Genomic DNA, 11850 nt, shown 5'->3' with positions numbered 1-11850 from the left:
GCGCAGTCTTTCCAGCAGCGGGGGCACCGTTTTTTCCGCGCTCTGTGCAACGCCCTGGGCGTGCGCGAAAGGATCGTTCTCAAGCAAATGAAAAATGGCCGACTCGCTATCGTGCGTCTGGTCGGCGATGCGATAGACCGTCGCCTCCACTTCCGCAGAGCGAGTCACCCGCTCGCCGGCGGCCAGGGATTGCTGGGCGCCGCCGCGGGTAATCATGTAGGGAAGCGCCACTATGACGAGTACGGCAAGCAGCAGGCCGGCAGTACGCCAGCGCAGGGCCGCTACTTGTCGCACCTTCCCACGGATCATTGACGGCCCTTGCTACCGCTGCACATCCGGCATGATGCATGCATTCTGCGCAGTTTTGCACGCCACTGACCAGCCCTGGAAGGGCTGGTCACTGCGCGGGAATGTGAAGGGTTAGCGCGTGTAAGGGCTCATCGCCGTCGGACGTGAGGAAATATCCTGCCCCCATGTCTTGTTTGGCTGGGCCTGCATCGTGAAATGCAATTCACCACCGGCAAGAATGTCGGCGTGCTTCAAGTACACGCGGTCGAGCGGCTTACCGTTGAGCGTGACCGCACCCACATAGGGATGGTCGTTATCCATCGGCGACGCGGTGATGGTGAAGGTGTGGCCGTTGCTCAGGTGGATCGCCGCACGCGGCACGAACGGGCGACCGATGGCGTACTCGGTACTGGCAGGCGTGACGGGATAGAAACCCAGCGCCGTGAAGATGTACCAGGCAGACATCTGGCCGAGATCGTCATTACCGATCAGGCCGGCCGGTCCAGGGCCATATTCGTTATCCATGATCTGCTTGAGGCGCTGCTGTGTTTTCCACGGCTCGCCTGCGTAATCGTAGAGATAGGCAATGTGATGGCTCGGCTCGTTGCCGTGCGCGTACCAGCCGATCAGGCCGGTGATGTCTTCCACGTCCTTGAAGATTGCCGGGTCGACCTTGGCGTCAAACATCTGGTCGAGCTTGTCGGTGAAGACCTTCTCGCCGCCCATCGCGGCGATCAGGCCGGCGACGTCTTGCGGCACGTACCAGGAATATTGCCAGGCGTTGGCTTCGGTGTAGTCGTCGCCGTAGCCCGCACTGGTTGGATCGAAGGGCTCGCGGAACTGGCCGTTGCTCAACTTCGCGCGCATGAAACCGGTTTTCGGATCCCATACATTGCGCCAGTACGTCGCGCGTTTTTCGAAGGTGTTGTAGATGTCGTTCTTGCCCATCGCCTTGGCCATCTGCGCGATGGCCCAGTCGTCATAAGCATATTCCTGCGTCTTGGAACCGCCCTCCACTTCCTTGTCGATGGGCACGTAGCCGAGCTTCATGTAATCGGCCAGATCGCCGTAATCGCCGTAGGTGGCCGTCGACACCATCGCATGCATGGCTTTGTCGGCATCGAAACCGCGAATGCCTTTCATATAGGCATCGGAGATGATGGCGACGGCGTGATAGCCCGTCATGCACCACGTTTCCAGGCCTTCATACGCCCACACCGGCAGCATGTGGAACGGGCTGGCTTCCTGCGCGGCAATGATCGAGCGCACGAAATCGACGGTGCGATCCGGATGCAGCAGGATCAGCAGCGGTTGCTGCGCGCGGTAGACATCCCACATCGACCAGCTGGAATAGAAATTGAAACCGTCCGCGCGATGCACCTGATGATCGGGGCCGCGATATTCGCCATCGGCGTCCATCGCCAGATTCGGTGCCATCATCGAGTGATACAGCGCGGTGTAGAACTGCGTGCGCAGTGTCGGCGAACCATCGACATCGATCGCGGCGAGTGCCTTGTTCCACGCGGCATTGGCTTCGTCGCGGTGTTGATCGAACGCCCAGCCCTGACCATCCTTGTCGAGATTGGCGACGGCGTTCGCTTCGCTGACCGATGAAATAGCAACCTTCACCAGCAACGGTTGCTTCAGTTCACCGAAGTCGAACACGCCGACGATGGCGCGGCCGTTCTGGGCATTTTGATCGGCCGGCTGATAGCCCGGTCCCTTGAAGCCCTTGTAAACCAGATCCGTCTCGCGGTTGTACAGCTCGCGCGAGGTCATCGGCTGATTGAAGCGCATCGCAAAACACAATTCGCGCCCCGGTGCCCAGCCGCGTGTCGTGCGGCATCCGGTGACGGTGCCATCGGTATGCACCTGCAGGTTCGACCAAAGCACCTTGCCCGGATAGTCGTAGATGCTCGGACGCAGATCGAGCAACACATGCGCCGGCTTGCCAATCGGGAAGGTGTAGCGGTGCCAGCCCACGCGCTGCGTGGCGGTGAGCTCGGCGCGCACACCGTAGTCGCTGAGCGTGACCGCGTAGTAGCCGGGATGCTCCACTTCGGTGGCGTGATCGAAGCGCGAGCGATAGCCGCTGCCGGGCACTTTCTCATCGCCTGGATCGAGCTTCACATCGCCTGCGATAGGCATCACCAGGACATCGCCCAGATCGGAGTGCCCCGAGCCCGAAAAGTGGGTGTGGGAGAAGCCCATGATGGTCGGATCGCCGTATTGGTAGCCGGCCGCCCACTTATAGGCGTGCTTGAAGTCCGGCATAGCGGTGTCGGGCGAGAGCTGGATCATGCCGAAGGGGACGGTCGCGCCGGGAAACAGATGGCCATCGCCGCCGGTGCCGATACGGGGGTCCACTTCGCCAGCGTGCTGACCGCCCGGCGCCGCAGCGGCGCTGGCAGCCGCTACACTCAGCCATCCAGTGAGTACGAAGAGCGAAGAACAAAGCAGAAAGCGGTTCATCGGGGCTCAAATCCGTGGGGAGGGGAGTTTGGATCGTTCTAAATGGCGCAAACTAACACTGGCCGATTTCGTCCGCATGCTGCACTGCGTGATCGCAAACCTGCCGTTTCAGGTAAATTTGGATCGTTCCAAAAGCAAGGACTGGGCATAAATGGGGAACACATCGCCGGTCGGCCGTAAGGTCACACTTAGCGACATTGCTGCGGGTTGCGACGTCTCCCGCGCAACGGTCTCGCTTGTCCTGCGCGGGAGCCCCTTGGTTAACAAGCATACGCGCGCTCGGGTCGAGGAGGAGCTGCGTCGGCAGGGTTATGTCTATAACCGTGCCGCGGCGAATCTGCGCCGGCGCACGTCGTCCAGCATCGCGCTGGTGCTGAACGATCTGGCCAACCCGTTCTTCGCCGAATTTGCCGCGGGTGTCGACGAAATTCTAGGAAATGCCGGCTACGTCACGCTGCTGGGTAGCACCAGCGAATCGACCGAGCGCGAGCTGGCGGTGCTGGGTTCGCTGATGGAGCATGGCCCGGCGGGCATCATTCTCTCCCCCGCTGAAGGCAGCGACGCCACGCAGCTGCTCGCCGCTGTAGGCGCCACAACGCCTGTGCTGCTGTTCAACCGCGAAGTCAGCGGCAACACGGCGGCATGTGCCCACTGGGATCGCCTGACGCTGGACAATCAACGCGGCGCTCGTCTGGCCACCGAACATCTGATTGCGCAAGGCCACAAACGCATCGTGTTTTACGGCGGCCACGGCGGTTCGAGCTCGTGCCGTCAACGTCGCGCGGGTTACAACGAGGCGATGCAGGCCGCCGGCTTGTCCGTTGAACCGAACGGAATGGTCGAGTGCCTTCCTAACCGCCTCGACGCGGTGGCGCAATGCGAGCAGTTATTCGCAGGCAAAAACGCGCCGACCGCCGCCGTTTGCTACAACGATGCGGTCGCATTGGGTCTGATGCTGGGTTTGCATCAGCGCGGATTGCAACCGGGTCGCGATTTCGCGTTGACCGGCTTCGATGACATTGCCGAAGCCGCCGTCAGCGCTCCGCCGCTCACCACGCTGGCCGTAACGCCGCGTGCACGAGGACGTCAAGCCGCGGAACTTATTCTGCAACGCTTGCAGGAACCCTCCACGTCGTCCCGACAGACCATCGTTCCCGTGCAACTGCTGGTGCGTGCCAGCAGTTCTCCGCCACACCACGCCTGATTCACACGGAAATTCATCATGGCTTTCACTGCTCCAACGTCGCCATCTTCCGCGGTGAAGACGACAGGCTCCGAAGACAACCGATACACCTACTACCCACTTGCATTGACCGTCATCACCACAGTCTTTTTCATGTGGGGTTTTCTGACGTGCCTGAATGACATCTTGATTCCGCACCTCAAAGCCGTTTTTGAGTTGAGCTACGCGCAAGTGATGCTGGTGCAGTTCACTTTCTTCGGCGCGTATTTCCTGATGTCGCTACCGGCCGGACGAGTCGTGGCTCATTTGGGATACAAGAAAAGCATCGTTGCGGGATTGATCATCGCCGGCATCGGCGCAGTAGGTTTCTGGCCGGCTGCAGGCTTGCGGCTTTATCCGGCATTTCTCGGCGCACTGTTTGTGCTTGCTACGGGCATTACGGTGTTGCAGGTTGCCGCCAATCCGTATGTCGCGTTGCTCGGGCCGGAGAAAACCAGCTCCAGCCGTCTGACGCTGGCGCAAGCGCTCAATTCGCTCGGCACGACGATCGCGCCGTGGTTCGGCAGCTTGCTGATACTTTCCACGAAAGTTAAAAGCGCCAGCGAAATCGCCAGTCTTTCTGCCAGCCAGCAGATGCTTTACCGCACGCAGGAAGCACAGTCGGTGCAAACGCCATACATTGGCCTTGCGGTAGTGCTGGTTCTGCTTGCTGTGTTCGTGTGGATATTTCGTCTGCCTCCGCTGGAAGAAACCACGGAAAAGGCCGACACCGACCGTCACACCTTGCTCGACGCGCTGCGTTATCCGCATGTGTTGTTCGGCGTGCTGGGCATCTTCTTCTATGTCGGCGCTGAAGTATCGATCGGCAGCTTCATGGTCAATTACCTGGCGCAGCCAAGCATCGGTCATATGAGCGATCAGGAAGCCGCGCACTACGTGTCGCTTTACTGGGGCGGCGCGATGATCGGTCGCTTCCTGGGCTCTGCATTGCTCGCTGCGTTCTCGCCGCGCAAGCTGCTGGCCATTTTCGCAAGCGTCAACATCCTGCTGTTGCTGACCACCATTACAACGAGCGGCGATACGGCGATGTACAGCATCGTGGCGATCGGCCTGTTCAACTCGATCATGTTCCCGACGATTTTCTCGCTCGGTATCGAGCGCATGGGCCCACTGACCGGCAAAGCATCGAGCCTGCTGATCATGGCGATCGTCGGTGGCGCCGTGCTGCCGTTCCTGCAAGGTTTTCTGGCCGACAACATTGGCATTCAACACGCCTTTTTTCTGCCGTTGCTGTGTTACGCCTACATCGTTTTCTATGGAATGCGCGGGTCGACTATCCGCACTGCTCCGGTCGACGCACAACAGTGAGCGCCGACCGTTGACTATCACGCAACTCGTCCGCCGCGAAGGCACGCGGCTTCATGACGTACTGGGGTTTACTTGATGAAACGTTCCATCCTCTGCTTCGGCGAGGCGTTGATCGATATGCACGGCGAGGGTAACGATGGCCACGGTTTCGCGCGCCAGTTCCTGCCTTTCGCAGGCGGTGCGCCGGCAAACGTGGCCGTCGCTGCTGCGCGATTGGGTAGCCATTCGCGCTTTGCCGGCATGCTCGCGCTCGATCGCTTCGGTGATTTTCTGCTGCACAGCCTGCAGGAACTTGGCGTCGACACGATAGATGTTGCGCGTACTGGCGAAGCGAATACGGCGCTGGCTTTCGTCACTCTCGATCCGAACGGCGAACGCAGCTTCAGTTTCTATCGGCCGCCAGCGGCAGACCTACTGTTTCGCGCTGAGCATTTTCGCGCACAAACATTCGACGGCACGGCTGCGTTTCACGTCTGCTCCAACAGCCTTACCGATCCAAATCTCGCAGCCACAACGATGGAAGCCATGCATCGCGCACGTCGTGCAGGCGCGCTGGTCAGCTTCGATCTGAACTTGCGCCCGGCGCTTTGGCCGATGGGTGTCGAACCTCGCCACTACGCATGGCCTGCGTTGCATCAGGCAGATATCGTGAAGCTGAGCGCCGAGGAATTCGATTGGCTCGCCGTCGAAGGCGAACAGACAATGCTCGATCGCCTGTGGCGCGGTCACACGCGTTTGCTGGTCGTTACGGATGGCCCGCACGCGCTGCGCTGGTATCACCCGGACGCAGACGGCGAGCTGCCTAGCTACAACGTTCCCATGGTCGACAGCACGGGCGCGGGCGACGCTTTCGTCGGCGGCTTCCTGCATCAGCTCGCCGAGCAAGACATCACCACTGAAAACCTCGATGCCTGGATCGGCACGTTGCCACGTCTGCACGCCGCGCTGCGCTTCGCAAGCGCTTGCGGCGCGTTAGCGGTGACAAAGCACGGTTCGTTTGCGGCCATGCCTGATAGGGTCGAGGTTGAGCATTTTATGGAGACACACGCATGACAACGCCGGATTTGCCGGATTTCCGCTCCGAAGCGTTTCTGCGCGATCACATCGCGAAAACGATGGCGTTCTATCACCCGCGCGCCATCGATCCTGCGGGCGGTTTTTTTCACTATTTCCGCGATGACGGCACGGTGTACGACACCAGCCACCGTCACCTGGTGAGCAGCACGCGTTTCGTCTTCAACTATGCGATGGGCGCGATCGAATTCGACAACGATGAATACATTCGCGCGGCGCGACACGGTTTGCGCTATCTGCGCGACGTGCATCGCGACCCGGCAACCGGTGGTTACGCATGGACCATTCGCGACGGCAAGCCGGAAGACCGCACCAATCACGCTTACGGCGTTGCGTTCGTCCTGCTCGCTTATTCCACCGCGCTGAAAGCCGGCATTTCCGAAGCGGCCGGGTGGATGGATGAAACCTGGCATCTGCTGGAACAGCGCTATTGGGATCCAAGCGCCGACCTTTATCGCGACGAAGCCGATGCGCACTGGAAATTCAGCGACTATCGCGGCCAGAACTCCAACATGCACATGTGCGAAGCGATGCTTGCGGCGTATCAGGCGAGCGACGACCCGCGCTATCTCGATCGCGCACTGACCCTCGCCCACGCGATGACACGCCGTCAGGCCGAACTCGCCGGCGGTTTGGTCTGGGAGCACTACCACACGGACTGGACGATCGACTGGGATTACCACCGCGACGACCCGAAACATTTGTTCCGCCCGTGGGGCTTCCAGCCTGGACATCAAACGGAATGGGCGAAACTGCTATTGATCATGGAGCCGCTGTTGCTGGAGCGCGGCCGCGAAGAAACGTGGCTGGTACCCACCGCACGTCACCTATTCGACACGGCCGTGGCGCGCTCCTGGGACAAGCAATACGGCGGCCTGTGCTACGGCTTCGCGCCGGACGGCAAGATCTGCGACGACGACAAATATTTCTGGGTGCAGGCCGAGTCGCTAGCCGCGGCCGCCCTGCTCCACTCGCACACCAACATGCCCGTCTATGACGAATGGTATGGGAAGCTGTGGGCCTATGCGTGGGAGCATCTGGTGGATCATCGCTACGGCGCGTGGTTCCGCATCCTCACGCGGGACAATCGCTCCTATAGCGACGAGAAAAGTCCTGCCGGTAAAACCGACTACCACACCATGGGCGCGTGCTACGAAGTGCTTGCCCTGATCCGGTCCGGCGGCACGCCCTGATAGCGACTGCAGACTGGCTTTCGCTATAGGAAGCAACAGAGTTCCAAGTCATGGCCCCATGATTTGGAACTCTCAAAAGCGATGTGACTTCTCCTGCGCCCGAAGCTGCGCGAGGAACGCTTGCGACACCTTTATAGGTCGTTACCTATATAGGTCGTTCCGCGCCGCGTTGGCCTTCTGAGAAATTTGCCGTCGAAGCACTCTTGACGTGCACACGTTGCAGCCTGAATCACAAGGTGATGCGACGACAGCCTTGAACCGCCGATGTCGCTGGCGAATCCGCAGCCTGCACTGAAAGTCGCGGTGCCGATGAATTCTATGGTCAATAGCTGGACGGGCGATGACCGGTTCCATCAGGTCGCATTTCGCCAGCAGAACATGTCTTGCATCTACGAGCGGCAGCAGCAACCGAATCAGCAGAAGAGACTCCATTTCCCGCGAGCAAAGGGACATCAATCTTCCGGAGATGAATGCAAGCCAAGAAATTCTGAATAAATTTAAGTAGATATTTATTCTATTTGTCACTCTCTTCGCGACGACGGCGAGCGTCTGTAATTAATTCAAGATTAGCGACTCCCCAGTTGCACATCGCAGTAATAACTCCGTCGAGCGACAATCCGAATTCAGTCAATTTATATTCAACCCGGGGAGGAATTTCAGGGTAAACAATGCGTTCGATGACGCCGTCATTTTCCATTTCTCGTAGTTGCTCGGTCAGCACTTTTTGCGAAATTCCAGAGATTAAACGCCGCAATTCTCCGGGACGTTGCGGCTGGGAAAAAAGATGACAAAGAATGGTGCACTTCCATTTTCCACCAATCAGATAGACCGTTGCGGCTATGGGAAACTTGAATTCCTCGGATTTCATAAAATAACGTTTTTCTCTCTATGGAACGAAAAAGTACCTACTTTGCAGGCGTTTAATTCCTCGCTAGCCTGACTGCTCCTCTGCTTTTTTCTACAAGTACCTGTCATGAAGACTTCTAAGACATTAGTTATTGTGACCCATCCCAATATCGACGAGTCGTCCGTCAACAAGAGATGGCTGCAAGAATTGGAAAAAAATCGGGATATTGTCACCATCCATCAATTGCATAAACAATACCCGGACGACACAATTGATGTAACAGCCGAACAGCAGCTACTGCTTAGTCATGACAACATCGTCTTTCAGTTTCCTTTTTATTGGTTCAGCACTCCGCCATTACTGAAAAAATGGCTGGATGATGTACTAGTTCGTGGCTTTGCCTATGGCAGCGGTGACACAGACAGAAAACTCACCGGAAAGCGGATAGGCCTTGCCATTTCCACAGGCATCAAGGCAGTCGACTACGATAGGAATGGACGCTATATCTCCACTCTGGAAGAGTTAGTCAGGCCTCTTCAGCTAACCATTAAGTACGTCAATGCGGAACCACTCCCAATCTTTGCTTTTCATGGAGCTGAATATAAATATTCTCCAGAAGAGCTTGAGTTGAGCGCAGCGCAATATCAACAATACATTAAGAAAATTGCGAGCAAATCTCACGCAAAACAGGGGTGAGGTTAGGCTTTTATAGCCAATCTCGATTTCGCGTGGAAGAACGTTCCAGGTTCACTTACCGACTCGTTTGCACATTGCGCTCGTTTGCAGTCAACGCGTCGACCCAAGAATCAGAATTAGGTGCTCGTGTCGGGATAAGCGAACCTGGAACCGTTCTTTCATTGCCATATAACAAGGCTGCAAGCTCCTTTACTTGAGTAACGGTTTGTAATTACAAGAACGCAAATATCGGAACGGCCAGGAGTCTCCTTTCGAAGCGCCCTGATAGCCATGTCTTAGCACCGATGCCAAATTCAGCGTCACGATCGCTTGAAAGCGATGGACTACCATCAAAAAAGTAGAAAAGGGCTTCGACCCATTTTCATCGCCGCAAACCGCCTGGATAAGCTCCTATTTATTTATCGGCCCACAATTCTATGCCCCGGCCGCGCCAGGAAATATCAGACCAGTCTGAAAGACTGGCCCTGCGGTTCGCGAACACTCTAAAATTTCGTGAACGCTGAAGGCGACGGAAAACGGTCCCGGAAAATCGGTGACTGCCTACACATAGGTGTAGGAAAACAGTCAGAGTCGCACTCCGATCGCTTATTTTATTGCGTCAGTATCGAGGCAGCGGTCCCGCGCCACCCCCTATCCAAGATTCACAAGAAAGGCTTTGTGCCCGGCCTATTCCTTCCAACACTGGCGTTGCTTCGCCGGGTTGCATTACCGTCGGCGGTTCGGTGCCAGGACGGCGCAATCCCCATTGCTACAGGGCCCTTCATGAAAACCTCCAAGACGCTTTGCGGCGCGATATTCGTCAGCCTATGCTTTTCCGCTGGCGTGTCCGCCACCGACACACCCACGTCCGGCTATAACCCGCTGCAGACGTTTGCGCCGTTCGTCTATCCGCAATCGGCCACCGCCTTCCGCACGGCCAGCGGCAAGCCGGGACCGCTGTTCTGGCAGAACCGCGCGGACTATCAGATCAAGGCGACGCTCGAACCGGCCTCACGCAAGCTGACCGGCGAGGAAGTCATCACGTACACCAACCACAGCCCGGATGACCTCGACGTGCTGTGGCTGCAGGTGGAACAGAATCGTTATCGCACCGATGCGCGTGGCGCATTCGGTGCCGGCAAATTTCCGACCCAATTCACCGACGGCGAGCATATCGTCTCCGTCGAAGTCGAAGGCGCCGGCGGCAAACTGCAGAAAGCCGATTGGGTGATTGCCGACACGCGCATGCAGGTGCGCTTGCCCGAAGCGCTGAAAGCGCACGACGGCAAGCTGCGTCTGCACATCAATTACTACTACACGGTGCCAGGTGAATTCGGCGGCCGTACCGATGTAAACCCGACCAAGAACGGCGACATCTTCGAGATCGCACAGTGGTATCCGCGCATGTGCGTGTACGACGATCTGCGTGGATGGACGACCGATCCGTATCTCAATAACGAGTTCTATCTCGAATACGGCGACTACGATTATTCGGTGACGGTGCCGTGGGACATGATCGTCGTCGGCTCCGGCGACCTGCTCAATCCGCAGGACGTGCTGACCAAGACCGAATTGCAGCGGCTGGAGCAAGCGCGTCACAGCGACAAGACCGTGATGATTCGCTCGGCCGATGAAATAGACGATCCCAACACGCGTCCCAAGCAAAGTGGCACGTTGACGTGGCATTTCCGCATTCAGAACAGCCGCGATGCGGTGTTCGGTGCGTCGAAAGCCTTTATCTGGGATGCAGCGCGCATCAATCTGCCGAACGGCAAGACGGCGCTGGCCGAATCCGCCTATCCCGTCGAAAGCGCCGGCAACGGTGCATGGGGGCGTGCTACCGAATACGTCAAGGCATCTACCGAATACTTCTCGAAACAGTGGTATCCCTACCCTTACACGGTAGCGATCAACGAAGCGGGTTCGGCGGGCGGCATGGAATACCCGAGCATCACGTTCGACTCCAAAGAAGCGAAGGGCAGCGATTTGCATGCGCTAATCGCGCATGAAATCGGTCACACGTGGTTCCCGATGATCGTCGGCACCGACGAGCGCCGCAACGCGTGGATGGATGAAGGCTTCAACACCTTCATCGACGTGTATGAAGCGGACAACTTCAATCGCGGCGAATACGCGCCCAAGCGCGATCCGGAATATGCGCCAGGTCATGGCAATCCCGCGGAGGAAATCGTCAAGGTGCTGACCGATGCGGATACACCGCCGTTGCTGACACGTGCGGATCAGATTCCGGAGAAATATCGTCATCCGGTGACGTACTTCAAATCCGCTTACGGTCTGGTGTTGTTGCGTGAGCAGATCATCGGGCCGGAACGTTTCGATCCGGCGTTCCGCAAGTACATCCAGACGTGGGCTTACAAGCATCCCAGCCCGTCGGATTTCTTCCGCTTCATGGAAAGCGAAACGGGCGAAGATCTGAGCTGGTTCTGGCGCGGCTGGTACGAATACAACTGGAAGCTGGATCTGGCTGTGCAAGACGTGGCTGCCGTGGATGGCGACTGGCACAAAGGTGCGCTCGTCACCGTCGCCAATCTGGACAAGCTGGTGATGCCCTCGACGCTGGAAGTGGTTTACACCGACGGCAGCAAGCAGGACGTTCGCGTTCCGGTGGAAACCTGGATGATGCACCGTAGCTATGTGATTCGCGTGGATGGCAGCAAGGCGGTGAAGTCGGCCACCATCGATCCGGATCATGTGATTCCGGATGTCGATCGCAGCAACAACACCTTTAC

At 57.9% G+C, this 11850-nt stretch carries 8 protein-coding genes and 1 pseudogene; 6 read left to right on the top strand and 3 right to left on the bottom strand.

Annotated features, from left to right (window positions below):
* Both VK725_RS10775 and VK725_RS10770 read right to left on the bottom strand, forming a co-directional pair.
* Positions 1 to 309 (bottom strand): annotated as a pseudogene (locus VK725_RS10775) (histidine kinase); the annotation flags it as partial.
* Positions 310 to 420: 111 nt separating this feature from the next.
* On the bottom strand, positions 421 to 2760 hold the full coding sequence (locus tag VK725_RS10770) for a GH92 family glycosyl hydrolase (RefSeq protein WP_325318053.1): 2340 nt from the start codon (positions 2758 to 2760) through the stop codon (positions 421 to 423).
* 151 nt (positions 2761 to 2911) lie between these two features.
* Here VK725_RS10770 and VK725_RS10765 point away from each other — a divergent pair, with 151 nt between their 5' ends.
* The 4 genes from VK725_RS10765 to VK725_RS10750 all read left to right on the top strand — a co-directional run bounded on the left by VK725_RS10765 (position 2912) and on the right by VK725_RS10750 (position 7578).
* Positions 2912 to 3964, top strand: a complete 1053-nt coding sequence (locus VK725_RS10765) for a LacI family DNA-binding transcriptional regulator (RefSeq protein ID WP_325318052.1) — start codon at positions 2912 to 2914, stop codon at positions 3962 to 3964.
* Between the two features lie 18 nt (positions 3965 to 3982).
* Entirely contained in the window at positions 3983 to 5311 is a 1329-nt protein-coding gene (gene fucP, locus VK725_RS10760; protein WP_325318051.1) for an L-fucose:H+ symporter permease, read from the top strand.
* Between the two features lie 75 nt (positions 5312 to 5386).
* A complete protein-coding gene (locus tag VK725_RS10755; RefSeq protein ID WP_325318050.1) occupies positions 5387 to 6364 on the top strand; it encodes a carbohydrate kinase in 978 nt (325 codons plus the stop codon).
* Positions 6361 to 7578 (top strand): AGE family epimerase/isomerase, encoded by a 1218-nt coding sequence (locus VK725_RS10750; RefSeq protein ID WP_325318049.1) that lies wholly within the window; start codon positions 6361 to 6363, stop codon positions 7576 to 7578. Before VK725_RS10755 ends, VK725_RS10750 begins: the two co-directional genes overlap by 4 nt.
* Before the next feature lie 514 nt (positions 7579 to 8092).
* Here VK725_RS10750 and VK725_RS10745 read toward each other — a convergent pair.
* Complete coding sequence (locus tag VK725_RS10745; RefSeq protein ID WP_325318048.1) at positions 8093 to 8446, bottom strand: helix-turn-helix domain-containing protein; 354 nt, start codon at positions 8444 to 8446, stop codon at positions 8093 to 8095.
* Between the two features lie 105 nt (positions 8447 to 8551).
* Here VK725_RS10745 and VK725_RS10740 point away from each other — a divergent pair, with 105 nt between their 5' ends.
* Positions 8552 to 9121 carry an NAD(P)H-dependent oxidoreductase gene (locus VK725_RS10740; protein WP_325318047.1) on the top strand — a complete coding sequence of 190 codons (570 nt, stop codon included), beginning with the start codon at positions 8552 to 8554 and terminating at the stop codon, positions 9119 to 9121.
* Between the two features lie 762 nt (positions 9122 to 9883).
* The coding region (locus VK725_RS10735) for a M1 family aminopeptidase (RefSeq protein ID WP_325318046.1) at positions 9884 to 11850 on the top strand (1967 nt) is incomplete at its 3' end.

Origin of the sequence: Dyella sp. (assembly GCF_035486915.1) — a bacterium.
Taxonomy (GTDB): Bacteria; Pseudomonadota; Gammaproteobacteria; order Xanthomonadales; family Rhodanobacteraceae; genus Dyella_B.
The sequence above is the reverse complement of the archived record's forward strand: the minus strand, read 5'-3'. Positions and strand labels throughout refer to the sequence as shown.

What these genes read in the sequence shown, in the direction of transcription:
- VK725_RS10770 (WP_325318053.1), bottom strand. Translation starts at nt 2,760, where the DNA reads ATGAACCGCTTTCTGCTTTGTTCTTCGCTCTTCGTACTCACTGGATGG.
- VK725_RS10740 (WP_325318047.1), top strand. Translation starts at nt 8,552, where the DNA reads ATGAAGACTTCTAAGACATTAGTTATTGTGACCCATCCCAATATCGAC.
- VK725_RS10755 (WP_325318050.1), top strand. Translation starts at nt 5,387, where the DNA reads ATGAAACGTTCCATCCTCTGCTTCGGCGAGGCGTTGATCGATATGCAC.
- fucP (WP_325318051.1), top strand. Translation starts at nt 3,983, where the DNA reads ATGGCTTTCACTGCTCCAACGTCGCCATCTTCCGCGGTGAAGACGACA.
- VK725_RS10765 (WP_325318052.1), top strand. Translation starts at nt 2,912, where the DNA reads ATGGGGAACACATCGCCGGTCGGCCGTAAGGTCACACTTAGCGACATT.
- VK725_RS10750 (WP_325318049.1), top strand. Translation starts at nt 6,361, where the DNA reads ATGACAACGCCGGATTTGCCGGATTTCCGCTCCGAAGCGTTTCTGCGC.
- VK725_RS10745 (WP_325318048.1), bottom strand. Translation starts at nt 8,446, where the DNA reads ATGAAATCCGAGGAATTCAAGTTTCCCATAGCCGCAACGGTCTATCTG.